At 75.3% G+C, this 26,679-nt stretch carries 20 protein-coding genes; 6 read left to right on the forward strand and 14 right to left on the reverse strand.

The features are described 5' to 3' along the window. Nucleotides 1-42: 42 nt before the first annotated feature. From ACFFHC_RS01245 to ACFFHC_RS01260, 4 genes are read right to left on the reverse strand one after another with little or no spacing between them, the layout of a single operon-like run. The gene (locus ACFFHC_RS01245) at nt 43-666 is read right to left on the reverse strand and encodes a hypothetical protein (protein WP_379802565.1); all 624 of its coding nucleotides are present in this window, start codon (nt 664-666) and stop codon (nt 43-45) included. Then, nucleotides 659-1,771 (reverse strand): glycosyltransferase, encoded by a 1,113-nt coding sequence (locus tag ACFFHC_RS01250; protein ID WP_379802566.1) that lies wholly within the window; start codon nt 1,769-1,771, stop codon nt 659-661. Before ACFFHC_RS01250 ends, ACFFHC_RS01245 begins: the two co-directional genes overlap by 8 nt. Further along, nucleotides 1,768-5,037 (reverse strand): glycosyltransferase, encoded by a 3,270-nt coding sequence (locus tag ACFFHC_RS01255; protein ID WP_379802567.1) that lies wholly within the window; start codon nt 5,035-5,037, stop codon nt 1,768-1,770. The genes ACFFHC_RS01250 and ACFFHC_RS01255 overlap by 4 nt, the downstream gene beginning before the upstream one ends. Further along, nucleotides 5,027-5,440 (reverse strand): hypothetical protein, encoded by a 414-nt coding sequence (locus ACFFHC_RS01260; protein ID WP_101849170.1) that lies wholly within the window; start codon nt 5,438-5,440, stop codon nt 5,027-5,029. The genes ACFFHC_RS01255 and ACFFHC_RS01260 overlap by 11 nt, the downstream gene beginning before the upstream one ends. Nucleotides 5,441-5,661: 221 nt before the next feature. On the opposite strand from ACFFHC_RS01260, the gene ACFFHC_RS01265 reads away from it, so the two are divergent. Further along, nucleotides 5,662-7,704, forward strand: a complete 2,043-nt coding sequence (locus ACFFHC_RS01265; RefSeq protein WP_070705910.1) for a glycosyltransferase family 2 protein — start codon at nt 5,662-5,664, stop codon at nt 7,702-7,704. 194 nt (nt 7,705-7,898) lie between these two features. Here the strand turns inward: ACFFHC_RS01265 and ACFFHC_RS01270 are convergent, their stop codons facing one another. The 10 genes from ACFFHC_RS01270 to ACFFHC_RS01315 form a co-directional block, all read right to left on the reverse strand. Continuing rightward, on the reverse strand, nt 7,899-10,061 hold the full coding sequence (locus tag ACFFHC_RS01270; RefSeq protein WP_379802568.1) for an acyltransferase family protein: 2,163 nt from the start codon (nt 10,059-10,061) through the stop codon (nt 7,899-7,901). After that, a complete protein-coding gene (locus tag ACFFHC_RS01275; RefSeq protein WP_379802569.1) occupies nt 10,058-12,028 on the reverse strand; it encodes a glycosyltransferase in 1,971 nt (656 codons plus the stop codon). The genes ACFFHC_RS01270 and ACFFHC_RS01275 overlap by 4 nt, the downstream gene beginning before the upstream one ends. Continuing rightward, the gene (locus ACFFHC_RS01280; RefSeq protein WP_379802570.1) at nt 12,025-14,124 is read right to left on the reverse strand and encodes an acyltransferase family protein; all 2,100 of its coding nucleotides are present in this window, start codon (nt 14,122-14,124) and stop codon (nt 12,025-12,027) included. Before ACFFHC_RS01280 ends, ACFFHC_RS01275 begins: the two co-directional genes overlap by 4 nt. A 106-nt stretch (nt 14,125-14,230) precedes the next feature. Continuing rightward, on the reverse strand, nt 14,231-15,088 hold the full coding sequence (locus ACFFHC_RS01285; RefSeq protein WP_141494830.1) for a glycosyltransferase family 2 protein: 858 nt from the start codon (nt 15,086-15,088) through the stop codon (nt 14,231-14,233). Continuing rightward, nucleotides 15,085-16,275, reverse strand: a complete 1,191-nt coding sequence (locus tag ACFFHC_RS01290) for a glycosyltransferase (protein WP_379802571.1) — start codon at nt 16,273-16,275, stop codon at nt 15,085-15,087. Before ACFFHC_RS01290 ends, ACFFHC_RS01285 begins: the two co-directional genes overlap by 4 nt. After that, nucleotides 16,272-17,561 (reverse strand): glycosyltransferase family 2 protein, encoded by a 1,290-nt coding sequence (locus ACFFHC_RS01295; RefSeq protein WP_141494832.1) that lies wholly within the window; start codon nt 17,559-17,561, stop codon nt 16,272-16,274. Before ACFFHC_RS01295 ends, ACFFHC_RS01290 begins: the two co-directional genes overlap by 4 nt. Then, entirely contained in the window at nt 17,558-19,669 is a 2,112-nt protein-coding gene (locus ACFFHC_RS01300) for a WcbI family polysaccharide biosynthesis putative acetyltransferase (RefSeq protein ID WP_379802572.1), read from the reverse strand. The genes ACFFHC_RS01295 and ACFFHC_RS01300 overlap by 4 nt, the downstream gene beginning before the upstream one ends. After that, a complete protein-coding gene (locus tag ACFFHC_RS01305; RefSeq protein WP_070703520.1) occupies nt 19,666-20,784 on the reverse strand; it encodes a glycosyltransferase in 1,119 nt (372 codons plus the stop codon). Before ACFFHC_RS01305 ends, ACFFHC_RS01300 begins: the two co-directional genes overlap by 4 nt. Further along, nucleotides 20,781-21,863, reverse strand: a complete 1,083-nt coding sequence (locus ACFFHC_RS01310; protein ID WP_083323410.1) for a glycosyltransferase — start codon at nt 21,861-21,863, stop codon at nt 20,781-20,783. The genes ACFFHC_RS01305 and ACFFHC_RS01310 overlap by 4 nt, the downstream gene beginning before the upstream one ends. A 113-nt stretch (nt 21,864-21,976) precedes the next feature. Then, complete coding sequence (locus tag ACFFHC_RS01315; RefSeq protein WP_070704927.1) at nt 21,977-23,056, reverse strand: inositol-3-phosphate synthase; 1,080 nt, start codon at nt 23,054-23,056, stop codon at nt 21,977-21,979. Between the two features lie 139 nt (nt 23,057-23,195). Here ACFFHC_RS01315 and ACFFHC_RS01320 point away from each other — a divergent pair, with 139 nt between their 5' ends. From ACFFHC_RS01320 to rplI, 5 genes are all read left to right on the forward strand, one after another. After that, a complete protein-coding gene (locus tag ACFFHC_RS01320) occupies nt 23,196-24,530 on the forward strand; it encodes a glycosyltransferase family protein (RefSeq protein ID WP_379802573.1) in 1,335 nt (444 codons plus the stop codon). Between the two features lie 175 nt (nt 24,531-24,705). After that, the gene (gene rpsF, locus ACFFHC_RS01325; RefSeq protein ID WP_070703330.1) at nt 24,706-24,993 is read left to right on the forward strand and encodes a 30S ribosomal protein S6; all 288 of its coding nucleotides are present in this window, start codon (nt 24,706-24,708) and stop codon (nt 24,991-24,993) included. A gap of 75 nt (nt 24,994-25,068) precedes the next feature. Next, entirely contained in the window at nt 25,069-25,632 is a 564-nt protein-coding gene (locus ACFFHC_RS01330) for a single-stranded DNA-binding protein (protein WP_070703329.1), read from the forward strand. Between the two features lie 103 nt (nt 25,633-25,735). Next, nucleotides 25,736-25,981, forward strand: a complete 246-nt coding sequence (gene rpsR, locus ACFFHC_RS01335) for a 30S ribosomal protein S18 (RefSeq protein ID WP_070703328.1) — start codon at nt 25,736-25,738, stop codon at nt 25,979-25,981. Nucleotides 25,982-26,014: 33 nt separating this feature from the next. Further along, on the forward strand, nt 26,015-26,461 hold the full coding sequence (gene rplI / locus ACFFHC_RS01340; protein WP_070703327.1) for a 50S ribosomal protein L9: 447 nt from the start codon (nt 26,015-26,017) through the stop codon (nt 26,459-26,461). The last annotated feature ends 218 nt before the right edge of the window (nt 26,462-26,679 follow it).

Genomic DNA, 26,679 nt, shown 5'->3' on the forward strand with positions numbered 1-26,679 from the left:
TTTCTGGGGTGTCGACCATGTGATCATGCCGACGCGCCGGGCTCAACGGCCGGGGGTGCGCGGGCGCAGGAAGCCGCGGGAACGCGCGGCGCGCGCCTCCCGGGCGACCCGCTGGCGGGCGGCCACCGTGCGCAGCGCCAGGAGGTGCTCGGGCGCCAGCCCGGCCGCGTCGGCGCGCAGCACGGAGGTGGCACCGAAGCCGGTGAGCAGGTCGGCCACCCGCTGCGCCAGGACCTCGGGGCCGGTGGCGTGGGCGGGCACGAGGTCGAACGGGCAGCCGGTGGCGCGTGCCGCGGCCGCGGCGGCCTCACTGGCCAGGAACACGGGGCGGAACCACGGCTCGGCCAGCTGCTGGCGGGCCACGGCGGCCAGGGCCTGCTCCTCCTCGGCCCCCAGGTGGTGGGTCTCCACGCCGACCACCGGCCAGCGCTCCGGGCCGGGGTCCTCGGGGAAGGCCGCCCGGCGCGCCTCCACGGCGGCCGGCGGCGTGGCCAGCGGCAGGATCCGCTCGTCCCCCTCCAGGGCGGCCAGCCGGCTCAGTGCGTCCACGAGCACCGGCTGGGAGCGCACCACCTCGGTGACCGAGTGGACGCCGCGCTGCAGCACGGGCTGGGAGCGCACCAGGCGCGCGCCCTGCTTGGCGAGGTCGGTGAGTCGGTCAGCCACGGCGCACCTCCTGCACCACGTCGGCGATGGTGGCCGCGGCGTCGGCGGCGCCGTTGCCCGGGTCCGACGCGGCGGCGGTGCGCGCCATCGCGGGGCCCTCGGCGAGCAGGCGGTCCACGGCGACGGCCGCTGCGGCCGGCGTCACCTCCGGCAGGTCCACCGCCCAACCGGACGCGCCGGCGTGCCCGGTGCGGGCGGCCTGGTCGTCGAGGTTGGTGTCGGTGTTGGGCACGAAGGCGCTCGGCAGGCCCAGGCGCAGCGACTCGTGGAAGCTGTTGTACCCGCCGGCCACGAAGGCCAGGTCGAAGGCGCCGAAGCAGCGGGAGATGGGGAAGTCGCGCACCACGTGCACGTCCGTGGCGTCCACGGCGCGCTCGGCGATGGCCGGCTGCGTGACGCACACGCCGATGCCGCGCTCCCGCAGCGCCGCCGAGACCGCGCCCACCGCGTCGGAGGTGTCGTTGATGTTGCCGGCGCCCAGGGACACCAGCGCCAGACGGCCCTGCACGGGCAGGCCCAGGTGGCGGCGGGCCTCGTCGGGGTCGAGCAGGTCGTCGCGGTCCACCAGGGTCACCGGGCCCACGCGGTGCACGCGGGGGTCCTGCACGCCGGCGGTGGCGCCCGCATCGGCGGCGGCGGAGAGGTCACCGGGCTCGATGACGCGCGCGAACCAGTCGGTCTTCTCCAGCTGGTCGGTGTTGCGGCCCGGCTTCCACATGCCGCGGCGCGACCAGATCCACCGGGTGTCGCCGAAGGCCTCCACGGCGGCGTCGATGCCGCGGTAGGGGTGGGTGCCGTCGAAGACGACGACGTCCGGGCGGACGCGTTCCATCACGTCGTGCAGGCGCTGGGCGAAGAAGCGGCGCCACTCCACCGAGCGCATGCCCGTGGCGCCGGTGCTGGGCAGGTACTCGGTGTCGTAGCCGAGCGTGCGCACCATCGGGGCCGCGGTGGACAACGAGAGGAACGAGACCTCCACGCCGGGCAGGGCCGCCGGCAGGTGCCGGGCGTAGGCCAGCAGGCGGGTGAGGTGGCCCATGCCGGCGCCGTTGCTGCTCATCATGAGCACGCGCGGGCGGTCGGCGGGCAGGCTGGCGGGGCTCACGCGGCCTCCTGGGGCGGGGCCAGCACGGAGACGCGCTGGGGCGAGGGGGCCAGGGCGCGCCAGACCAGGCCCGAGGCGAGCGGCCCGGTGGGCAGCTGCAGGGCCACGGTGCGGCCGTCCACCTCGGTGGTGGTGCCGCGGGGCACCAGGGCGGCCACCTCGCCGTCGCGCAGGAGCACCACGGCGCGGGTGCCGGGCACGCGCTGGGCGGCCTCGAGGGCGGCCTGCTCGCCGGCACCGGACGCGGTGGCCGCCGCGTGGGCACCCAGGGCAGCCTGCACGGCCTCGGGGGAGCCCACGGCCGCCAGCGCGTCGGCGCGTTCGCCGTCGGCCGGGCGGCGCAGCGGCATGGTGCGGGCCACGAGGCGGGGGTCAGGGTGGGCCGGGCCGTCCACGGCCACCTCCAGGGGCAGGCGCGGGTCGCCGGTGGGGGCCACCGTGACCACGACCGGCACCGCGGGGACGTCGGGGGCCGGGTCGCCCGTGGTCGGGGCGTCGGGCGCGGGGCGGTCGGCGGCCTCGGCACCGGCGGCGACATCGGGCCCCTCCGGCGTGGGCGGGCCGACGAGCCCCTCCACGTGCTGGGTGAACGACGCCCGCGAGTAGCGCTCGGCCACCACGCGCAGCTGGTGCTCCACCCGTTCCCGGTAGGCGACCGGGTCGGCCAGCAGGCGCTGCACCACCGCCGGCACCTCGTCGGGCTCGGCGTAGAGCAGCAGGTCGCCGAAGGTCTCGCGGTGCTTGGGGATGGTCACCACCGGCACGCCGCTGGCCGCGGCCTCGAGCAGGGTGCGGCCGAAGGCCTCGTGGGCGTCCGGGTTGTCCACGTAGACGAACACGTCCGTGCCGGCCAGGAACTCCTCCACCGGCATCGCGCCGTGGGGCAGCAGCTCCCAGGCGGGCTGCGGGGCGGGGCGGCCGGCGGCCGTGGCCTCGGCGCGCAGGCGCTTGACCGTGCGCGGGGCGCCCATCATCCGTACGTGCACGCCCGGGCCGAGGTCATAGGCCGCGGCGAGCGTCTCCCAGGTGGTGGGGAACTTGATGCGGTCGTCGCGCGAGTAGCGGCCCACCACGGGCACCGTCGGCAGCGGCGCGTCGGGGTCGCGGGTGGGCCAGGTGGCGGTGTCCACCAGGCCCGGGTCGTCCCAGTCGGTGAGCGCGGTCGTGTGCTCGCGCAGGATGGTGCGGATGCTGGGGCCCTGCGGCGCCCACAACGGTTCGGTGCCGAAGAGTTCGCGGGCGTGCGCCTCCACCGTCGGCACGGTGTAGCGCTGGTCCGTGCCGTCGCGCTCGGCGGGGGCCTGGTTGGCCACGATCACCAGGTGGCGGGGCCGGACGGCGGACGGCTGGCCGTGCTTGTCCACCGGCGCGTGCGGCGGGTACTGCAGGATCGGCGGGTAGCGCAGCAACAGCAGGTCCACGTCCACCGCGTCGTCCAGGTGCACCAGGCGCACGCGTCCGGCATCGAGGAGCTCCTGCACCGGCGCGCACAGCGGGTCGTCGGTGGTGCGCATGAAGCGCAGCGCCTCCAGGTGCATGACGCCCACGGAGTGCCCGGCCTCGAGCAGGCTGTGGATCTCCTCCATCATCGAGCGCTGCGGACCGCCGTAGCGGCGCCAGTCACCGGCCACCACCACCTCCACGTGGGGGCGGGCGGCCTCGGGGACCTTCACCGCCGAGCTCCAGCGGTGCGGGCCGGCGATCCGTGGCGGGCCATCGGGGTCCAGCCAGGGGTCGTCGCCCTGCTTGATGGCGGCGTGCCAGCTGGCGTACGCGTTCTTGTACTCGTGGCGCGAGGAGTGGCGCCAGCCGCGGGTGAAGTCCGCCGCGGAGAGCGAGCCCGCGTCGGTGCGCATGAGCACCAGCACGTGCTCGGTCTGCAGCACCTCGGCGCCGGTGGCGGCCTCCAACCGGCGCGCGTACTCGGTGTCGGCGGCCTTGCGCACGGGGTCGAAGAAGCCGATGCGGGAGACGCCGCCCACCATCGGCACCATGAGCGAGGGGGCGCAGGAGATGGCGCCCGGGTAGCCGGGGCGGGTGATGCGCAGGTCGTCGCCGATGCGCAGGGCGCGCTGCCGGGTGGCGATGGCGGGGGCCAGCGACGGGTCGTCCGGCGTGAGCAGCGGGCGCACACCGGCCTCGAGCAGCTCCGGGTGGGCCCAGTCGTCGCTGTCGAGCACCACGATGGCGTCGCCCGTGGCGCGGCGGATGGCCGTGTTGCGGCAGCGGTAGGTGCCGCCGTTGACGGCCTTGCGCACCACGTGGATGCGGGGGTCCAGGTCCTCGATGGCCTCGAGCACGCCGGGGGTGGGGGCCGGGGAGGCGTCGTCGACGACGAGCAGCTCCCAGTTCTGCCAGGTCTGCGACACCATCGAGCGGGCGGCCAGGAGCACCTCCGGGCCGGGGTTGAACGCGCTCATGATGACGGTGACGCGGAAGGGGTGGTCCACCGGCGTGCCGCCCTCGCCGACGAGGCGGTCGAAGGGGGTGCGCAGCAGGCTGTCGGCGTCCAGGCCGTGGCCGGCCAGCCAGGCGCGGTCGAACAGGTCGTCCACGTCGCCCAGGCGCACCGTGGCGCCCAGCCCGGCGCCGAGGCGGCCGGAGAACTCCTGCCACCAGCGCTCGTGGGCGGCGGGCTCGGGGCGGGCACCCACCCCGCTGCCGTCGGCGGTGCGCCACGGGTTGAGCAGGTCGATGGCGGAGAGCTCGCTGGGCTCGGGGGTGCCGGCGCCCCGGTCGATGACGGTGCGGGCCCGCTCGGCGTCGCCGGGGGCCTGCCGGACCACGAGCAGCTGGGACCACAGGTCCGCGGCCGCCTTGGCCGGGTGCCTGCCGTCGCTCAGCGTGTGGGCCAGGGAGAACAGGCCCAGGGCGGCCGAGACGTCCTCGGGCGTGGCGAGTTGCAGCGCCACCACGCGGGCGTACTGGGTGAGCAGCGCCGGGTCCGGGTCCGGCAGGGCGCCGGTGGCCTCGGGCGCGTCGGCGGGCAGCTCCCCGGCATCGATGCGGCGGCCCAGGTCCTCCAGCTGCGCGGGCGTGGTGCCCTCGCCGCCGGCCAGCAGGGCCAGCACGGCGCGGCCGGCCACCGACTTGGTGCGCAGCAGCGTCGCCACCAGGCGGTCCGGGTGGCGGCTCGCGTGATCGGCGTGGTCGGCGGCCACCGCCTCGTCGGTGAGCGGGCGGGGTGCGGCCGCCGTCGGCGCCGCCACCGTGGGGGCGGGTCCCGCTGCGCCGGGGGTGGACGGCGTCAGGCGCTCAGCGGTCATCGCGGGCGGAGCGCAGGTCCTCGGCCGCGGACTCCAGGGCGGACTGCGCGCGGTCGAGGCGCCCCACGTACTGGGCCTGGATGAGGCGCACCGCGCCGGTGACGTCCTGCTGCGGGGCGGCGGCCGGGCGGGCCGACGGCGCCGGCGTGCCCGGGGCGGGACGCGCGGCGGGGGCGCTGCCCGGCTTGGTGCCCACGGCCACGGTCTGCAGCAGCGTCTTGACGCGGCGCGGCAGGTAGCGGGTGCGGCGGTTGGTGTCCAGGGACACCACCAGCTGCGCCGTCATGATGAGCCCCAGGGCGCCCGCGGTGAGCCAGTACTGGTGGAGGGCCGCCCCGACGGCGGCGAGCACCACCAGCAGGAGGGCGCCGCCGACGGCGGCCAGCATCTTCGTGGACTTCATGGGCTCCCGTTCCGGCACACGTGGTGCGTGAGGCGTTGCGGTCTGGTGTCTGCGGGTGGGCGTCGGCGGTGGGGCGGACCCCGGCGACGTCACCGGAGAGTATGGCAGCGCCCCGCGTACGATCGTCCCGATCCGTCCCGGGGTGTCGCCCGACGACCCCCTCGACGAGCAGACCGCAGCGCCGCGCCAGGCGGCCCACCCGGCACCCGGAAGGACCACTCGTGGCACCCCTGCGCACCGCGCGTCCCGCCGCCTCGCTCACCGACCACGCCGTGGACGCCGCCCGCCACGGCGCCGACGAGGCTGGTTTCGCATGGTTGGCCGCCGCGGCCGAGACCCCCCTGGCCCTCCTGCACACCGCGCTGCGCACCGACGCGCCGGTGCTCGTGGAGACCCTGGCCCGCGTGGCCACCGACGGCGCCCTCTCGATGCCGCAGCTGGCCGCCCACGTGGAGACCGCCCCCACCCTCGAGGCCGTGCTGGCCCCCACCGTGGCCGGGCCCGCCCTGGCCGCGCACGCCGGGGAGGCCCGCGAGCGGCTGCTGCACCAGGTGGGCTGTGTGGCGGCCTTCTGGAGCGGCCGCGCGCTCGACGAGGAGTCCACCGCCCGCGGGCTGCGGCTCTTCGAGGCCCTCCTGGAGACCCACGGCGCCGAGGCCCTGCCGCCCAAGCTGCGCGCCATCCCGCTGCAGCAGGCGCTGCTCTCCGGCCGTCCCGAACTGGCCCGCCGCTGGGTGGACCTGCCCGGGGCCCGCAAGCAGATCGTGCAGGGCGTGCGCACCGACCTGGCGCGGCTGGATGCCCTCGGGGAGGGCGCCACCGCCCCGCAGCCCGGGTCCGCGGCCGAGGTGGCATGGCTGGAGTCGCTCAACACCCGCTTCACACAGAGCCGCTGCACCCCGGTGACGCTCACCGCATCGGGCAGCACCCCGTACGACCGGATGGAGGCCGCCGCGCCCCACCACGTGGAGGACGGGCCGCTGGTGACCGTGCTCATGCCGTGCTGGCAGCCCGACGCCGAGGGGCTGGTGACCTCGGTGCGGTCCATCACCGCCCAGACCTGGCGGCGCCTGGAGATCCTCGTGCTCGACGACGCGTCCGGGCCGGAGTTCGACGCCGTCTTCGAGCAGGTCGGCCGGATGGACCCGCGCATCACCGTGGTGCGCATGCCCGCCAACGGCGGCTCGTACGTGGCGCGCAACCACGGCATCGGCATCAGCCACGGCGAGTACGTGACCGTGCAGGACGCCGACGACTGGTCGCACCCCGAGCGCATCGAGCGCCACGTGCGCGACCTGGAGGCCCACCCCAAGGTGCCCGCCAACCGGTCGCAGGCCATCCGGGTCAAGGACGACCTCACCCACCAGTGGCTCGGCTACCCGCCGGACCGCCGCAACGCCTCCAGCCTCATGGTGCGCCGCTCCGTGCTGGAGGAGGTGGGTGGCTTCCAGGCCGTGCGCAAGGGCGCGGACTCGGAGTACCACTTCCGGCTCGACGCGCTGGGCCGCCCGGTGCGCGACATCGACGACTACCTGGCCGTCATCCGCCTGAGCACCGGCAGCCTCTCGCGCGGCGACTTCATGTGGAACCGCAACAACCCCGACCGGCTGCTCTACCGCGGGGTGTACGCCGCGTGGCACCGGGCGATCCGGCGTGCCGGGGGTGGCAAGGGGCCGCGCTCGCGGCAGCTGGCCGGGGCGTCCGGCATCGACTCCTCCGCCACGATGCCGTTCAGCGTGCCGCGCGCGTGGAACCGTGACCTGCCCGCGCCCGACGGCGGTCGGTACCCCTCCAGCGGCGAGGAGGTGACGCACGCCTGGGTGCTGCGCGGTGACTTCAGCCAGCCCGAGCGGGTGGCGCAGCTGCGCGAGTTCCTCGACGCCGGCATCCGCCCCGTGCTGTGGCACCAGGAGCGCCCGCTGCCCCTCACCGAGCGGCGGCCGGAGCTGGCCGACGCGGTGGGCGACCTCATCGTGGCCGAGGGGCTGACCTACGTCTCGGCCAACGAGGCGACACTGGCGCAGAACCTGCTGGTGCTCGACGCGGGGCTCGCCGCGCGCGACGCGGGGAAGGTGCGGGCCGAGCGGGTGTGGCTGGACGCCGACCGGCTGGCCGAGGACACCGGTGCGGGCAGCATCGGGGACCTCATGGTGGTGCCCGGGCAGCTGCGCGAGGCGTTCGGCACCGCGCCGCAGTGGGTCACCCGGCACGGTGCGGGGCACTGCGGCATCGAGGGTGCGCGCCCGGCCCCCTGGCGAGCCTGAGCGGAGCTCGCTCCACCCAGCACACCCCTTGGGCGTTGGGTCGTCGCTTCTCGGGGTCCAGAGCCGGTCTCGACCCCGAGAAACGACGACTCAACGCAGGGCGGGCACGACCGCTGTGCGCTCATGTGTCACTGGGTGCCGCGGAGGGTGTCTGCCCGCGCATCCAGTGACACATGAGTGGCTGATCGTGGGCGTCAGCCCTTCTGGCTGCCCTTCGTGCCCTTCCCGGCCTTGTCCAGCGCGGCGTCCATGCGGGCGTCCAGCACCTGCTGCAGCGAGGCCACCCAGGTGGCCGTCACGTGGCTGCCCTGGCGGTAGGTGAGCACGCCACCGTTCACCGCGCGGCAGGTGCCCTCGGGGCAGAGGTGGTCGTTGAAGTCGATGAGGGAGCCGTCGACCTCCTTCATGACCTCCTCGAGCGCCGGGGTGCCCACGCCGTCGCGCTCCGGGAAGTCGCACACCGAGACGTGCGAGCTGTTCTCGGCCACGCACTCGTAGACCTTGGTCTTGGGCTGCGGCGTGTCGGCGATGGCCACCACGGTGGTGCCCTCGTCGACCAGCGGCTGGATGTGCTCCAGGTAGCCCTTCACGATGGCCTCGCGGGAGGTCTTGGTGCCGCCCTCCTCGACCAGCGCCTCGGAGCGCAGGCCGGAGACCACGAGCACGTCCGGCGGGTCGGCCTGCAGCGAGTCGGCGACCTTGTCGCCCCACTCCTTGCACGAGGTGTTCGGCGTGCCGCCGGGTGCCTGCAGGGCGGCCGAGAAGGCGCAGGCCGACTTGGTGTTGGAGCGCACCGTGTAGCCGCGCTCCTTGGCCCACGCGTCCAGGCCCGGCAGCCACTGGAAGGCCTTGGAGTCGCCCACCAGGGCCACCGTCCTCTGGCCGTTGGGGTCGCCGGCCTCGCACTCGTGCGGCTCGGCGGAGTCCAGGGACACCTGGCAGCCGTCGGCGTACTGCGGCGGCACGTCCTCGGTGGCGTCCAGCGGGTCGGGGGTGATGGTCTCCGGGTTGTCCGGGTAGGCGGCGGGGTCGGGCTTGGCCTTGAGCACCGCGTTGACGCCGCGCACACCCTTGCCGGCGTGGGCGTCCTTCGCCTTCTCCTCGTCCGGCAGCAGCGCCCGCGCGCCGGCGGCGTTCTCGTCGGTGCCCTTGCCGGGCGCGACCACCTGCAGGGCCGTGCCCAGCAGCACACCGGTGAGGGTGAGCGAGGCACCCAGCACCAGGGCGTTGCGGGTGCGCTTGAACGGGGCGGCGAAGCGCACCGGGTTCTCCACCAGGCGGTTGCCCGCCCAGGCCAGGGGGAAGGCCAGCAGCACGGCGGCCACGGTGGCCCACAGGGGCGCCTTCTCGCCGTCGTAGAGGCCCTGCTGGGTGAAGATCACCAGCGGCCAGTGCCACAGGTAGAGCGAGTAGCTCAGGGCGCCGACCCACAGCATCGGGGCCGAGCCCAGGGCCGCCTGCAGCGGGCCGCGCGCGGTGTAGCCGCCGACGAGGGCCAGGGCGGTGCCGATGGTGGGCAGCAGGGCGGCGCTGCCCGGCCACGGCGTCCTGCTGGTGATGACCAGGAAGGCCACGCCCAGCATCAGCAGGCCGACGGCCACCAGCGCCGCACCGAGGCGGCGGTCCAGCCGCGGCCACACCGTCGCGCCACAGGCCACCAGGCCACCGACGGCGAGCTCCCACAGGCGGGTGGTGGTGACGAAGTAGGCCGTGGCCGGGCTGGAGGCGGTGTGCACCACTGACCACACCAGCGAGGGCACGGCGATGGCGAGCAGGCCGAGGGTGGCCGTGGGCGCCAGCGGGGTGCGGGCGCGGCGCACCACCAGGCCCACCACGAGCAGCACCAGCGGCCAGACCACGTAGAACTGCTCCTCCACCGCGAGCGACCAGAAGTGCTGCAGCGGCGAGGGCTCGGTGTCCTCGGCCAGGTAGTCCACGGACTGGTTGGCCAGCCGCCAGTTGATGAGGTACACCGCCGAGGCGCCGATGTCCCACGCCACGTCCTTGAAGCGCGTCAGCGGCAGCAGCAGCCAGGTGCCGATGGCGGTGAACAGCAGCACCATCGTGGCCGCGGGGAGCAGGCGCTTGAAGCGGCGGCCGTAGAAGGCCGGCAGGTCGACCGTGCCGGTGCGGTCCACCTCCTTGAGCAGCTGGCCGGTGATGAGGAAGCCCGACAGCACGAAGAAGATGTCCACGCCCGCGAAACCGCCGGTGATGACGGGCAGGCCGGCGTGGTAGGCCAGCACCGAGAGGACGGCGATGGCGCGCAGGCCCTCCACGTCGGGGCGGAAGGAGGTGGGGCGGTGCCCGCCGGGGACGGAGGAGGCGGCGGGCGCGGTGGGGGCAGCAGAGCTCATCGAGTGGTGTCCTCACGGTCCAGCGCCACGGATGCGAGGCGTCGGAGGGTCTCGTCGGCGGGGAAGTGGTCTCGGACCTGGGCGCGGGTCGCCGCGGAGGCGGCCTCCCAGGTGGTGCGGTCGGCGTGGGCCAGCACGCGTTCGGCGGCGGCGTCCACCCAGCGGGCGTCGGGCCCGTCCACCACCCAGTCGTCGGGCAGCACGTCGCGCGCGCCGCCGCGGCGGGCGAACACCGGCCAGTTGCGCACCACCGGCACGCACCCGGCTGCGGCGGCCTCCACGAGGCCCAGGTGGAAGGACTCACGGCGGCTGGAGCTCACCACGAACCCGCAGCCGGCCAGGTGGGCGGCCACGTCGTCGGTCTGCGGCACGAGCTCGAGGGCGTCGCGTACGTCGTCCTGCGCGGCCCGCTCGGCGACCTGCCGTGCGTACGTGCCGTTCTCCCCGGCATCGGCGATGTCCTGGCCGATGAGGCGCAGGCGCCACGCCGGGTCGTGCTCGCGGAGGCGGGCCAGCAGCTCGAGGGCCTTGAGGGGGTCCTTCACGCGGCGGCCCCACTTGACCATGACCAGGCGCCGGTGGGCGTCGTCGGTGGTGGGCACGTCGAACCAGTGGCCGTCCAGCACGTGGCCGATGACGTGCACCGGCGGCAGGTCCGTGCGGGCGCCGAGCACGCCGAGCGCCACCCGGGCCACCGGCGCCCCGACGGCCACGAGGGCGTCCACCGACGCCCAGCGCACCAGGTGCAGCCACGGGTCGAGCACGTCCAGGCTGTGCACGCGCAGCACCATGCGCTGGTGAGGGGCGGCCAGGTGGCTCAGCCACACCGCGGGCAGGTCGGCCCACTCGGCCCACAGCACGTCGGCCGCCGCGATGCGGTCGGTCACCTCGGTGGGCAGGCCGTGCTCGCCGTCGAGCACCAGACGCTGCACCGCCTCGAGGTTCTCCGTCCTCACCAGGCGGCTGGAGAGCACCGGGGCCAGCTCGGCCAGGTCGAGCACGTCCACCGTGCAGCCGGCGGCCTCCAGGGCCCGCACCACGGGCTGCTCGAAGCGGCCGTAGGTGCCGGGCAGGAGCAGCACGCGGGGGGCGGGGCCCGTGGGCCGCGGGGTGGCGGCGGGGCGGGGCTGCTCGGCGGTCAGGCGTTTCCAGCCCGCGACGGTGCGCAGGGGCGAGAGCCACGCGCCGGGGTTGTCCACCATCGGGGTGGACACCGCATCGGCGTGGAGCGTGCGGTGGAAGGCCAGGCCCACCAGGGCGGTGAGGTCGTCGCCCGCCAGGTCCGGGGCGGCCAGGGCCTTCATCTGCCGCTGGATGCGCGCGGTGCCGCCGGTCCAGCGGCCCTGGCGCAGCAGGGCGGTGGAGGCGTCCACGCGCTGGCGGGCGGTCACCGCCTCGGGCACGTCGCGGGCCAGACCGAGCACGGCCTCGGGCGAGAGGGCGCCGGCGCGCACCGGCTCGGCCAGCAGCCCGGCCACGGCTGCCCGGGCGGCGTCGCCGGTGAGCACGTCCACGGCGTCGAGCTCCACCGCGTGGGTGGTGCCCGGCCAGACCACGAGGGCCCCCTCGGCCAGCGCGGGCAGGCGCGGGTCGCGCACCAGGTCGTGGGCGAAGGACTCCTCGCCCCCGGCGTTGAGCGCGTGCAGGAGCCCGTGGGCGCCGCCGGCCTCGCCCGGTTCGGGGTGCACCACGCGCAGCCCGCCGGCGGCGAGCTGCTCCAGCAGGGCGGTGGCGTCCTCGTCGTCGCGTGCCTCGGCCAGGGTCGGTTCCCACGCCTCGGCGGGAGCTGCCAGGACCACCCGGTGCCCCTGGCGCAGCAGGTGGCGCACCGTGGGCAGGGCGGCGTGCACCTGGCCCCGGCTGGCGGCGCACCACAGCAGGTCCCGGCTCCCGGGGGACTGCAGGGGCGTCGCGCCGCGGGTTCCCGGGCGGGGGTGGTGGGCGGTGCCCACGGATGCCGGACTCACCGGGCCTCCTCGATGGCGGCCTCGAGGCGCGCGTCGAACACGCCGCCGAGGGTTGTGACGTAGGTGTTGCTGACGTGGCTGCCCTGCCGGTGGGTCAGCACGTCGCCGATGACGGCCGGGCAGGTCCCCTCGGGGCAGACGAAGTCGTTGAGGGACATCATCGCCGCCCCGTCCACCTGCTCCACGGCCTGCTCGAGGGCCGGCGTGCCGCGGCCGCCGTCGTCCTCGAAGGCGCACTGGCCCACCGCGTCCAGGTGCTCGGCCACGCACTCGTACTGCGGGCCGTCGGTGGGGCCGGCGGTGTCGGCCACGGCCACCACGGTGGTGCCCTTCTCGGCCAGCGGCCGCCAGAAGGTCTCGTAGCCCTGGGCCACCTTGTCGTCGCCCTGAGCCCCGCCGGCCACGAGCGAGCTGGTGAGCAGCAGGTCGGGCTGCTGGGCGGTGATCTTCTCGTGCACCTCCTGGCCCCAGTCGTGGCAGTCCTTCCAGCGGGCGTCCTCGGAGTCCATGAGCTGGTCGTTGTACGGGCAGGCGGACTTCAGGTAGGTGCGCACCTCGTAGCCGTGGTCCCTGGCCCACGCGTCGATGAGGGGCACCCACTGGTCGATCTTCGAGTCACCGGCCACGGCGATCGTCTTCTTCGCACCCTCCTGGCCGAAGGTGCACTCCTTGAGCTGGTTGCCGTCCACGCTGTCCACGCAGTTCTGGTCGTACGTGGGCGGGTAGTCCTTGGTCACCTCGAGCGGGTCCGGGGTGATGGCCTCCGGGGCGTCGGGCACGGCCCCCTCGCCCACCACGGGGCGCACGTCGGCCGGCACCTCGTCGGGGTCCACGTCCTGCGGCAGCAGCACCTCGGCGCCCACGCGGCCGGCGGCGGTCTCCGGGTTCGCGTCCACCTGCTTGGTGCTGGGCGCCAGCTGCACCAGGCCGAGGGCCGCCACGGCGCCCACCGCGGTGAGGGTGCCGCCCAGCGCCAGGGCGTTGCGGGTGCGCTTGAACGGCGTGGCGAAGCGCACCGGGTTCTCGATGAGGTGGTGCCCCGCCCAGGCGAGCGGGAAGGCGGCCAGCACGGCGGCGACGCTCGCCCACATCGGGGCGCCGTCCTCGTACACGCCCTGCTCCACCACGGTCACCAGCGGCCAGTGCCACAGGTAGAGCGAGTAGCTCAGCGCGCCGACCCACAGCATCGGGGCCGAGCCGAGCAGGCGCACCACCGGGCCGCGGGCGCGGGCCCCGCCCACGAGCACCAGGGCGGTGCCCACGGTGGGCAGCAGGGCGGCGCTGCCCGGCCACGGGGTGGAGGAGGTGACCACGAACAGGCTGGTCAGCAGCACCACGAGGCCGAGCACCACGAGCAGGCTGCCCACGAGGCGCGGCAGGCTGGCCCAGACGGCCACACCGCAGGCCACGAGGCCGCCGAGGGCGAGCTCCCAGAGGCGGGTGGTGGTGACGAAGTAGGCCGTGGCCGGGCTGGAGGCGGTGTGCACCACCGACCAGACGAGCGAGGGGACGGCGATGGCGAGCAGCCCCACGGTGGCCACCGGTGCCAGCGGCAAGCGCGTGCGCGTCACGACCAGGCCGACCAGCAGCAGCACCAGCGGCCAGACGACGTAGAACTGCTCCTCCACCGCGAGCGACCAGTAGTGCTGCACCGGGGAGGGCTGGGAGTCCTCGGCCAGGTAGTCCACGGAGCGGTCGGCCAGCCGCCAGTTGACGACGTAGAGCGCCGAGAGCGCGATGTCCCAGGCGATCTCCTTGAACCGGGTGGCCGGCAGCAGCAGCCAGGTGAGCAGCCCGGTGACGATGAGCACGGTGGTGGCCGCGGGGAGCAGGCGCTTGGCGCGGCGGCCGTAGAAGGCCGGCAGGTCCACCCGGCCGGTGCGGTCCACCTCCTTGAGGAGTTGACCGGTGATGAGGAAGCCGGAGAGCACGAAGAACACGTCCACCCCCGCGAAACCGCCCGTGACGAGCGGGAGGCCCGCGTGGTAGGCCATCACCGAGAGGACGGCGATGGCGCGCAGGCCCTCGACGTCGGGGCGGAACGAGGACGGCCGCTGGCTGCCGGTGCTGGAGGCACCGACGGGCTTCCTGGCCACTTGACTCACGGAGTTTCCTTGGAGGGGGGACGACACAGGTCGGACGGGGTGGACCGAGGTCCGTGGGGAGCAACGATAACGCCGCGGTCCCCGCACGCCGGGGTGCTCAGCCCGCGACGAGCACCCACCCGCCGGCGTCGTCGCGCCGCACGAGACCCGCCGACGCGAACTGCTCCAGCCACCCCTCCATCGGCCACCAGCCCCACCGTTCGGCGAAGACGCGGCCGTTGCGCACCACGTCGGCCACCTTGTCCCACGGCGGGGAGTGGCTCTCGTGCCACTGGTGGTGGGCCACCGCGCCGCCGAGCCACAGCAGGCGCCCACCGGCCGCGCCGAGGCGCTGGGCGAAGTCGGTGTCCTCCCCGCCGTAGCCGACGTACGCCTCGTCGAAGCCGCCGACGGTGCGCCAGGCGGCGGGCGTCATCGCGAAGTTGAGCGACCAGAAGCGGGTGAGGTCGGGTTCGGGCACCACCTCGCCGGGGGTCGGCACGGGGCGCCCGGGCGCGGGGTCGGAGAGGGCGCGCAGGGCGGGCAGGTCCTCCACCGGGTAGGCGGCGGGCGGGTCGGTCTCGCGCAGGCGCCCGGTGACGCCGCACCACAGGGCGGGCGTGTCGCCCACGGGGTGCGCGGCCAGGGCGTCGGTGTAGGTGCCCACGAGCTCCGGCTCGGCGATGCAGTCCACGTCCAGGAGCACGAGCACGTCGGCCCCCGCCTCGGTGGCGGTGGTGGCGGCCAGGTTGCGCGCGGCGGCCAGCGGCAGGCCCTCGGGGGTCGTGTTGACGTCGACCACGAGGGTGCGGCAGCCGGGCACGGGGTGGGCCCCGGTGACCGAGCGGATGGCCGCGTCGTCCATGGCCACCACCACGTGCAGGTCGGGCACCCGGTCCGATGCCGCGAGCGACCGCCGCTGGTTGGCCAGGTGGTCGTGGCGGCCGTGCACCAGGGTGAGGACGGCGGTGGTCACGGGGCCTCCTCGGGGTCGGGAGTGGGGTGCTCGGGTGCCGTGTCCGGGGTGGGCCAGGCGGGCTGCTCGCCCGGGCGGGCCGCGGCGGCCACCACCTGCGCGATGCCGGCCGCGCCGGACCCGAGCCAGTGACCCCACGCGCCGCCCCCCATGGCGCGGGCGCGGGCGAGCAGCCCGGGCCACTCCCCGGGCGCGGGCCAGGACGGTCCGGATGTGGCCCCGGATGCCGTGAGGGGCCCCTCGCCGGTCGTGGACCCGAGACCGGGGGTGGCGGCCAGCCCCATGCGTCCCAGGGCGCGCGCGGTGGCCACCTGCTCGTCGTGCGGGCGGGGCTGCGGCAGCACCACCGCGGGCGTGCCGGCGGTGGCCACGTCGGCCACGGCGCCCTGCCCCGCGTGCGTCACCACCGTGCCGGCACGGCGCAGCAGTGCGCGCACCTCGGTCGGGGGCAGGTCGCGGGCCAGCGCCCACCGCACGCCGGGGTCGGCCTGCTCCAGCGCCGCCAGGTGCTCCGCACCGGGGGCGTCGCTGCCGTGGCCCCAGAGCACCACGCCGAGCGCGGCGTCGCGCACCCCACCCCGAGCCGGTGCACCCGCCGAGGAGCCCGCGGCGGCACCCCCGGGATCCGTGCCGTCCGGGTGCGGCACGCCGCCCACGTGCGTCGTCCGCGCCGCGAGCTCCCCGTGGGCCACCACGTGGTCGGGGTGCGCACCGGCCGGCCAGCAGGCCACCACGGCGCTCGCGAGGTCGTACCCCAGCCGGTGCGGCGCGTCGGTGCGGTCGCCCGGCATCGCCACGGTCACCACCGGCACGCCCAGCAGCCGCACCAGGGCCACCACCTCCACCGACACGTCCACCACCACCGCCTCGGGCCGCGCGGCGGCCACCCAGGCGGCCACCTGGCGCTGGCGCTCGCCGAACCCCACGGCCCCGGTGCGCAATGGCGCGAAGTGCAGGGACCCGCCGGCGCTCTGCTCGTGGCGGGGCGTCGCCCGCCCGGGTGCCTCCCACGTGATGCCGTCGGTGTCGTCGACCAGCCGCACCCACGGCCCCACCCAGCCGTCGGGCCGCGGGCGGCTGCCCAGCCCCACCACCTCGTCGCCGGTCAGCGCGCGGTACGCGGCGGCGACGGCGAGGGCCCGGCTGGTGTGGCCGGACCCCACGTGGTGCACGTAGTAGCCGATCACGCGTGCTCCTGCCGGGCGCGCTCCACCATCGTGGACGCCGGCACGCGCCGCAGGCGGGCGGCCGGCCCCTCCACCGCGATGCCGTGCCACCCCGAGGCGGTCTGCCCCGGCTCGTCGGTGGCCAGGGTGAGGCGGGCCCGCGCGAGGTCACGGGTGCGGGCCACCTGCACCGGTGCGGCGCCCCGCCCCGCGCCCGGGCTGGCCGGCGGCCCGGCCACGCCGCGTCGCGCCACCGGCTCCCAGCCCGTGGGCGTGGTCACCGGCTCGCTCGTGCGCACGCGCCACCGGCAGCGGGACAGCACCTCACGGTCCGGGCTGCCGGGGTGCACGCGCGGGTCCGCGGCCAGGGCGCGCTGCAGCTCGGCCGCCGCCGACCCGCCGAACCACACCCCCGTGTCCCCGCGGCGCAGCCAGGACTCCACGGCCACGAGCCCCTGCCCGAGCGTCCACCGGCTCGCGTCGGCCTCGACCACCAGGTCCGGCAGGGCGTGCACGAGGCCGCGGCCGCGCACCAGCGGGTGGGTGAGGCGGGTGGCCAGGTGGGCGGTCTCGGCGTTCTTCACCGCCACCAGGTCCTCGGGGCGCCCGGAGATCTCCGGCCCGTCGTGCCAGGCCACGGCATCGGGGCGGTGGCGCAGGTCCCACCCGGCCAGCCAGGCTCGCTGCGCCAGCTCCCAGTCCTCCCCGCCGTAGCCCACGAAGGTCTCGTCAAAGCCGCCCAGGGCCAGGAAGGCCGCCCGCGGCACCGCCATCACCGCCGAGATCACGTAGCGGAAGCTCGCGTCGTCGGCGGCACGCAGGTGGTCGGTGCCCGCCAGGCCCTCGGCCAGCCACGCCGGCTCGGGGAGGGTGGCCGGGGCGGGGCCGTGCCCGGTGAGCCAGTCGGTGACCGCCGCCGGCGTCCACCCGGCCGCGTCGTGGTGCCGCCGCCGGCCCACCACGAGCGTCGGCACCGGGCCCGATGCCGCTTCCGCCAGCACGCGCAGGCAGTCCGGCTCGGGCAGCATGTCGCCGTCCAGGAGCACCAGCACCTCCCCGGTGGCGGCGGCCGCACCCAGGTTGCGCGCCGCGGCGGCCCGGAAGCCCCGCCGCTCCTGGCGCACCAGACGCAGCCGCAGCGGGTGGTCGGTGGGCAGCACGGGCGCGGTGGGCGAGCCGTCGTCGGCCACCACCACGTCCACACGGTCGGCCGGCAGCGTGGTGTGGCGCAGCGCCTGCAGCAGCCGGGCCAGGCGCTCGGGGGAGTCGTGGTGCGGCACCACCACGGTCACGCTCGGGGTGGTCATCGCAGGTTCCTCAGCATCTCGGCGGCCTCCTGCCAGGAGGGCCACAGGTCGGTGTCCTGGCCCTGGTGGGTCGATGCGGGGTCGCCCAGCGCGTCCACCAGCGCCCCGGTGAGCTCGTGCAGCGCGTCGTCGTGGCCCACCAGCCGGAGGGCCCCCGGCATCCGGGCGGCCTGCTCCCGGGCGTAGGGCGAGTCGGCCACCAACGGGCGGCGGCCGGCGGCGAGCCACGAGTTCACCGACCCGGAGGCCGACACGTGGCGGTGGTGGGCCACCGGCACGTCCACCGCGCGGCAGGCGGCGGCGAGCTCGTCCTCGGTGAGCCAGCCGGTGGTCACGAACCGGGTGCCGGCCGTGGCGGCGCGCTGCTCGAGGGCGTCGACGAGCTCCTCGTGACCCGGTGCGGGGCGGCCGAGGTTGAGCACGCCGGTGGGGCGGCGGTCGGCGGGCAGGCGCGGGTCACGCGCGGCCGCGGCGGTGGCGTCCACCACCTCCTCCACGCCCTTGCCGGGGTAGAGGAAGCCGAGGGTGGCCACCCACCTGCCCGGTGGGACGTCATCGGGCACACCCTCGTCGGTCGTGACGGACCCCGCGGGCTGACGCACCTCGCGCTCCACGGGCAGCGGCACCACGCCGATGCGGGCGGCGTCCACCCCCGTGGCCGCGGCCAGCAGCCCCCGCTCGTGCTCGCTGCTCACCACCACCGCGTCGGCCGCCGCGCACACGCGGTGGTAGGCCGCGGTGCGGGCCTCCTGTCCGGTGCCGTCGCTGGGCTGGGGCACGTCGTGCAGCACCACCTGCACCGATGCCGTGGCGGCCACCAGGCGCTCCAGCGCGTCGGCGGCCGCCGCCGGGGTGGGGCCGAACGCGCGGTCGGTGAAGTGCACCACCACGGTGCGCCCGGCCAGACGGGTGGCCGGGCCGTCCGGTGCGCTCCAGGCCCTGGCGGCCACGTCATCGGGGGCCAGGTCCTCGGTGGCCAGCCGCAGCAGCTCACCCGCTCCCGCGTGCGCCAGCCGCCGGGCGTGCAGCACCACCCCGTGCTGGTCCGGTCCCACCACCACGTGCAGCGCGTCGTCGGTGTCCGTGGTGGCCACCTGCTCGGGGTCGCCGGAGGGCGCCACGCTCGGTTCGAGCCCACCGGAGCCGGCCGCTCCACCGGCCCCGGCGCCCGCACCCCGGCGCGGCCGGCCCACCACCCCAGCGAGCAGCAGGTCGTCGCGGACCGCCCGCGCACAGGCGGCCAGCACCCGCGGGTTCGCGCGCAGCCACGCGGCCTGGGTGGCCACCACCTCCTCGTCGGGCACTGCCCGCCCGTCCACCAGCCAGTCATCGCGTGGCTCGCCCTCGAGTCCCAGCGCGTCCAGGGTGGCGGCGGTCACCGGGGCGAACACCGAGCGCAGCAGCTCGCGCCCCGGGTCCGGCACCGCCCCGGCCCCCACCCGCTCGGCCACGCGCTGCGCCAGGCCCATGAGCACCGGGTTGCCCGGGTGGTTGATGGTGTTCGTGGCCCGCGCGCCGGCGCCCACCAGCAGGTCGTCCACCGGCACCGCCCCGGCGGCCTCCTGCCGGCGCCGCAGCTCGGCCAGTGACGCCTGCGCCACCGCACGCACCGCATCGGCTCCCGGGAGCGGGTCGGCCAGCCCGGCGGCCCGGGCGACGGCCCCCGTGTGGTGGTAGGGCACCAGGGGCGGGTCCGGCAGGCCGGGGCCCCGCACCAGCCGCTGCTGCGGGTGCAGACCGCGGTAGCGCACGATCGGCGCCATCACGTGCTGCGCGCCGCGCGCCGCCCGGGCCACCACCTGCGCGGTGCCCAGCGGCAGGTCGCGGTAGTCGTCGCGCACCGGCTGGGTGACCACCACCGTGGTGCGGGCCAGCAACCGGTCCAGGTGGGGCAGGTCCTCGGCGGTCAGCTCGTGCACCGGGGGGACCCGCACCCACGTGCGCGCGGGGTCGGCCAACTCCAGCAGCACCCGCAGCGACTCGGCCTGGCAGTTGCCGTGCACCATCCCCACCGGGCCGTCGGGCACCTCCTCGATGCCGTAGAAGCCCCCGTAGTGGCGGCGGCGCCCCTCGTCCACACCCGTTCCCGTGCCCTGTTGCCCGTTCACGACGCCTCCCGCGCGGCACGGTCCCGTGCCGCCTGCTCGTCCACCACCTGCTCGTACACCGCCACGTGGGCACGCCCCACCGCCTCGGTCTCCCGGGCCCGGTGGTCGGCCCAGGCGCGTGCCTGCTCCGCCGACCGCCCGGCCCGCGCCGCGGTCACCGCGCCCTCCAGAGCCGTCCGCAGCGAGGCCGGTTCGGGCCGCTCTCCCTCCCACGCCCACAGGTGCTCCACGCGTTGCTCAGCCAGGTGGCCCACGCTGGGTGCCAGGGGCACCACGCCCAGGTCGTGGCACTGCTCCACCCAGCCGGAGTGCGTGCCCCACCGGTGCGGCAGCACGGAGACGTCCAGGTGCTGCAGGTAGGTGCTGAACGCCGCGTCGTCCAACGGGTCCACGGCGCGCACGTCCACCCGCTCGGGGGCGTCCCGCACCCAGGCGGCCACGTCCCCGGCCACCCCCGGGCGCAGCAGCTCGCGGTGCAGCGTCACCTCCAGCCGGCACGCGGCCGGGCCCAGGGCGTCGGTAGCGGCCAGCAGCCCGTCGAGCAGGCGGGTCCGGCCGGCGTTGGCGCGCAGGGACTTCAGGTGCACCCCCACGAGCACGGGCCCCTCCGGGCGCGGTGCACGCACCGCCTCCTCGATGTGCTCGCGCGGCTCCATCGCCGGGTGCGGCACCACCACCGCCCGCCGCCCGGTCGCCCGTTCGATGCGGTCGGCCGCGCCGGGCGTGAGCGTCAGCACGGCATCGGCCGCCTCCACCAGCAGGCGCACCCGGGCGCGGTGGTCGTCCTGCTCCACCGCGTGCGGCAGGTCCAGGTCGTGCACCGTGACCACCAGTGGGAGGCCCACCCGGCGCAGGGTGTCGGTCCAGTCGGCCACTTGGGCGGGCGCGAGGTGCTCGAAGCCGAAGTGCACGTGCACCAGGTCCACCTCCGTGCGGTGCGCCCGCACCCACTGCGGGTCCCAGGCCGGTGAGGGCCACCACTGCCCGGCCGGTGCCCCGGGGACGGGTGGGTCGGGCAGCAGCTCCACCCCAGACGCGCCGGCCAGCACGCTGCGCACGTACGCGTGGCCGGCGGGCAGGCTGAGCACGCGCACCGGGTGCCGGCGGGTGCTCACCGCACCGCCTTCAGGTGCGCGCTGGCCTGCAGCAGCCGGGCGTAGCGCGCCTCGTGCTCGGCCACCATCGTGTCCATGGAGAAGTCGCGCTCCACCCGGCGGCGCACGTCCGCGCGGTCCAGCGCCAGCACCTCCTCGGCGGCTGCGTGCACCTGCTCCTCCCAGGCGTCGGGCGTCACCAGCCGGCCCACCTCCGGGGTCACCACTTCCTGCAGGCCACCCCGCGCCAGCCCCAGCACGGGTGTCCCGCACGCCCCGGACTCCGCCGCCACCAGCCCGAACGGCTCGTCCCACAGCGGGGTCGCCAGGGTGGCCGCGCTGGAGCCCACCACCTCGGCCAGCTCCGAGGTGCGCAGGTGCCCCAGGTACTCCACGTCCCCGCCCAGCATCGGCTCCAAGTGGTCGGAGAACCACGCCCGGTCGCTCACCGGCCCCACCAGGCGCAGCGGCATCCCCAGCCGGCGCGCCATCGCGACGGCCACGTCCGGCCCCTTCTCCGGCACCAGCCGCCCGAACCAGACCAACCCGCCCCCGCCCGGGCCCGCCGGCCACAGGTCGGCGTCCACGCCGTTGTGCACCACCGAGGCGTCCACCACCGGACCCCACTGGCGGGCGGTGAAGGCGCTCACCGCGTTCACGCTCCCCGGCGCCGGCGGGCGGCGGCGGAAGGCGTGCATCATCGGCAGCAGCGGCGGGGTGTGCAGCGTGGTGACCACGGGGCGCCCCAGGTCGTGCTCCAGCAGCGTGGGGTTGAGGCTGTTGTTGTGCACCAGGTCCACGTCCAGCGTGGGCACGTGCTCGGCCAGCCGCTTGAAGGCGCGGTTGACGTCGGCCCGGGTCTCGTCCCACGGCGCCACCGGGTCCACGTGCACGCCCAGGTCCTCCGGCCTCACCACCTGAACCTGTGGCCCGCAGTCCGAGCCGCGCGCGCCGAAGAGGGTCACCCGGTGGCCGCGCGCCACGAGCCCGCGGGCGAGGTGCCAGGTGATGGCCTCCAGCCCCCCGGCGAACGGCAGGGCGATGGCCGAACGGCAGTGGCCCGCGAGCAGGATGCTCATCGGGCGGGGCGGGGCGGCCATGGGACTCCCGGGCGACGAGGAGGGGGGCGGGGCGGGTCCAGTGTCGACCCACCCCGCCCCCTCGGCAACCCGAACAGTCGGTGCCCTCGCGCGGGCTCAGCGACCCCCTCGGGTCAGCTGTCCACCTCGCCGCGGATGAACTTCTCCAGCTCGGCGCGGCCCAGGTCGTCCGGGCGCTGCTCGGGCGGGGACTTCATGAGGTAGGCGCTGGCGGAGAGGATCGGGCCGCCGATGCCGCGGTCCTTGGCGATCTTCGCCGCGCGGATGGCGTCGATGATGATGCCGGCGGAGTTGGGGGAGTCCCAGACCTCCAGCTTGTACTCCAGGTTCAGCGGGGCGTCGCCGAACGCGCGGCCCTCGAGGCGCACGTAGGCCCACTTGCGGTCGTCCAGCCACTGCACGTAGTCCGAGGGGCCGATGTGCACGTCGCGGTCCTCGAACTGGTGCTGCACGTTGGAGGTGACGGCCTGGGTCTTGGAGATCTTCTTGGACTCCAGGCGCTCGCGCTCGAGCATGTTCTTGAAGTCCATGTTGCCGCCCACGTTCAGCTGGTAGGTGCGGTCCAGCTCCACGCCGCGGTCCTCGAGGAGCTTGGCCATCACGCGGTGGGTGATGGTGGCGCCCACCTGGGACTTGATGTCGTCGCCCACGATCGGCACGCCCGCGTCGCGGAACTTCTGCGCCCACTCGGGGTCGCTGGCGATGAACACCGGCAGCGCGTTGACGAAGGCCACGCCGGCGTCGATGGCGCACTGGGCGTAGAACTTGTCGGCCTCCTCCGAGCCCACCGGCAGGTAGGACACGAGCACGTCGGCCTGCGAGTCCTTGAGTGCCTGCACCACGTCCACGGCCTCGGCGGAGGACTCCTCGATGGTCTGGCGGTAGTACTTGCCCAGGCCGTCCAGGGTGGGGCCGCGCTGCACCTCCACGCCGGTGTGCGGCACGTCGGTGATCCGGATGGTGTTGTTCTGGCCCGAACGGGTGGCTTCGGAGAGGTCCTTGCCCACCTTGTCGGCGTCGACGTCGAACGCGGCCACGAACTCCACGTCGCCGACGTGGTACCCGCCGAAGTCGACGTGCATGAGGCCCGGCACGGTGCCGTCGGCCGGGGTGTTGCGGTAGTACTCGACGCCCTCGATGAGCGAGGTGGCGCAGTTTCCGACGCCTGCGATGGCGACACGGACAGTGGACATGTCTCTCCCTTTGTTGCTTTCCGGCGTGACAAACGCCGCAGCCCGGCAGGTTGTTCCACGCGCGACCGAGTGTAGGCCGCGTGCCGGGGGGTGTGACGGGTGATGATGGGGCGTCAGGACGAGCCCGACGGGAGTGGCAGTGGAGCGGATCAGGCGTGTGCAGGGGGCCCGCGGCCTCGAGGCGGTGCGGCAGGCCGTGCGGGGGCGTCGCTCCCGCCCCGCCGCCGATCCGGTGCCCCGCCTGGCCATGGGGGCGGTCGGGGGCTCCACCGGCCGCCACGCCCTGCCGCGGGTCCGGGGGCCGTGGTTCCCGGCCGCGGTGCTCGTGGCCCTGAGCGCCCTGCCGATGCTGCTGGCCGTGCTGCAGAAGAACAACTGCATCACCGGCGGCTGGCGCAGCCCGCAGCTCATCTGGCGCATGTGCTACTCCGACCCGGTGGTGCGCTGGGCCAACGCCGGCCTCGACGACGGCCACGTGCCCTGGTCCAGCCCCGGCACCGAGATGGCCCAGGTGGCGCCCGTGCGCACAACGCTGCTGTGGCTGGCCGGCCTGCCCCTGGGCCCGGTGCCGCAGCGCTTCGACCAGCAGGCCTACTTCGCCGTGTGGGCGGTGCTGCTCGTTCTCGCGGTGGCCGCGCTGGTGGTGGCGGTCGTGGACTGGGCGCGCGCCGAGGGCTCGGACCCGTGGGCGGCCTCGCACGTGGCCCTCTCCCCGCTGCTCGTGCCGTTGGCGATGGTGTCGGACCTGCTGGTCTGGCTGGCGCTCGCGGTGTGGGGGTGCGTGCTGTGGCGCCGCGGCTCCACGGGGTCGGCGGCCACGGCCGGCGTGGTGTGGGTGCTGGCGGTGCTGGCGATGCCCCTACTGGTGGTGCTGCCGGTGGCCTGTGTGGTGGCCGCCCCGCGTGCGCTGCGCTGGGCGTGGGTGCCGATGGTGCTCACGGCGGCGGCGGTGTGCGTCCCGTGGCTGGTGTGGAACCGGCGGAGCCTCTCCGGCCTGGCGTTCTGGGACGCCGGGGCGGGCAACGGGGGCGTGTGGAGCGTGGTGCGCGGCCTGGGTGCGGCGCCGCCGGGCTGGGCGGTGGCCACCCTGGCGGTGGGCGGCCTGGTGCTCGGCGCCCTGTTGGGCGGTGTGCTCGCCCGCCGCGCCACCACCGGCCAGGAGGTGGGCGCAGCCCTGGGGGGCGGGGCGCTGGTGGCCGCGGCGCTGCAGCCGGAGGTGCCCACGCAGTTCGGCCTGCTGGCGGTCCCCTTCGTCGCGCTGGCGGGGTGGGGCTGGCGGACGCACCTGTGGTGGGTGCTCGTGGAGGGGCTGCACTTCGTCTTCGTGTGGATGTACCTGGGGCGGGCCTCGAACACCCGCATGGGGATGCCGGAGGACGGCTACGCGGCGGTGGTGGCCCTCCGGCTGGCGGCCTGGGTGGTGCTGGTGACGCTGCTGGTGCTGCGGTCGTCGAGGACTGCCCGCCTCCGGTAGACTCCACAAGTTGTCGTGCGCCGCGATGCCGGTGTCAGGTCGTCCACAGGCCCCGTCACGGGGAGGGGCGACGGGGCCGGTCGACCGCCATCATGGGGGCGTGGGGCGCGACGACAGTGACCCTCCTGCCACGGAGAGACCGTGGCCGCCGAGACCGAAGGAGGTGGGTTCACGCATGCGTCAGTACGAGCTGATGATGATCATCGACCCCGAGACCGACGAGCGCACCCTGCCGGCGATGGTGGAGAAGCTCCTCACCGTCGTGAAGGCCGAGGGTGGTTCCGTCGACGAGACCGACATCTGGGGTCGTCGCCGCCTGGCCTACGACATCAAGAAGAAGTCCGAGGGCCTGTACGTGGTCACCACCCTGACCATGGGCACGGACACCGCCAAGGAGCTCGACCGCCAGCTCGGACTCAACGAGTCCGTGCTGCGTTTCAAGCTCCAGCGTCCGACCGTCTGAGGCGACGGTCCACGCGACCGTCACCCCAGCCGTCACGACTGAGGAACTGCACACCGCGAGAGAAGGAGGCCGGTCATGGCCGGCGACACCGTCATCACGATCATCGGAAACCTCACCGCTGACCCCGAGCTGCGTTTCACGCCGAACGGTGCAGCGGTGGCGAACCTGACCATCGCCTCCACCCCCCGCCAGTTCGACCGTCAGGCGAACGAGTGGAAGGACGGCGAGACGCTGTTCATGCGGTGCTCCATCTGGCGCGAGGCGGCGGAGAACGTCGCCGAGTCGCTGAAGAAGGGCACCCGCGTCATCGCCCAGGGGCGCCTCAAGCAGCGCTCGTTCGAGCAGGACGGCCAGCGCCGCACGGTGGTGGAGATGGAGATCGACGAGATCGGCCCCTCCCTCCGATACGCCACGGCCAGCACCACCAAGACCCAGCGCTCCGGCGGTGGCGGCTTCGGTGGCAACTCCGGCGGCAACGCCGGTGGCCAGGGCGGCGGCTGGAACTCCGTCCCGCAGGGCGGCGCCCCGCAGCAGAACCAGCAGCAGAACGACCCGTGGGCCTCCGGTGGCAACACCGGTGGCGGCCAGCCCCAGGGCTCCTGGGACGCCGCTCCGAACTACGACGAGCCCCCGTTCTGATCCTCGGTCGCACCCATCCCGAGCAGTCGGTGAGAACTGCCGCTCGGGCTCTCAATCACCGGTGACCTGACCGTCACCACACCTTTCGAAGGAGAGCACCACGATGGCCAAGTCCGTTGTGCGCAACCCCAAGCCCGTCAAGAAGAAGGCGAACCCGCTCAAGGCCGCCAAGATCGAGAAGATCGACTACAAGGACACCGCCCTGCTGCGGAAGTTCATCTCCGACCGCGGCAAGATCCGCGCCCGTCGCGTCACCGGCGTCTCCGTGCAGGAGCAGCGCCAGATCGCGAAGGCCGTGAAGAACGCCCGCGAGATGGCCCTGCTGCCCTACTCGAGCTCCGCTCGCTGATCGCAGCCGTAGAGACTTCGAGGAGGAGAAGCCATGAAGATCATCCTGACCCACGAGGTGAGCAGCCTCGGTGAGCCCGGCGACGTCGTCGACGTCAAGGACGGCTACGCCCGCAACTACCTGCTGCCCCGCAACCTGGCCACCCCGTGGACCAAGGGCGGTGAGAAGCAGGTGGAGGCCATCCGTGCGGCCCGCGCCTCGCGTGCGGTGAAGTCGCTGGAGGAGGCCGAGGCCCAGAAGGCGCAGCTCGAGGGCCGCGCCGTCAAGGTCAAGGGCAAGACCACCGCGAGCGGTCGCCTGTTCGGTGCCGTGACCTCCGCCGACGTCGCCGAGGCCATCCTGGCCGCCGGCGGTCCGCAGGTGGACAAGCGCCGCATCGAGATGGGCGGCCACATCAAGGCCCTGGGCGACCACACCGCCACGATCCGCCTGCACCCCGAGGTGCTGGCGACCGTGAAGCTGCAGGTCGTCGAGGCCTGATCGGCCGAGCACCCGCTCCACGCAGGACGGGCCCACTCCTCCGGGGGTGGGCCCGTCCTGCGTGCCCGGGGCGCGGGCGGGGTCGGGGTCCGACGAACTGGCTCATCCGATCTGTGGGTGTAGTCGTGGTCTGAAGCTGCCGGCTTCAGAGGAGGGATCGGGCGACGTCGTGGGTCAGGGTGCGGAAGCCGAGGGCGGAGCCGCGGAGGTGCTCGAGG

The sequence above is a fragment of the Kytococcus schroeteri genome, from assembly GCF_042433515.1.
Taxonomy (GTDB): domain Bacteria; phylum Actinomycetota; class Actinomycetes; order Actinomycetales; family Dermatophilaceae; genus Kytococcus; species Kytococcus schroeteri.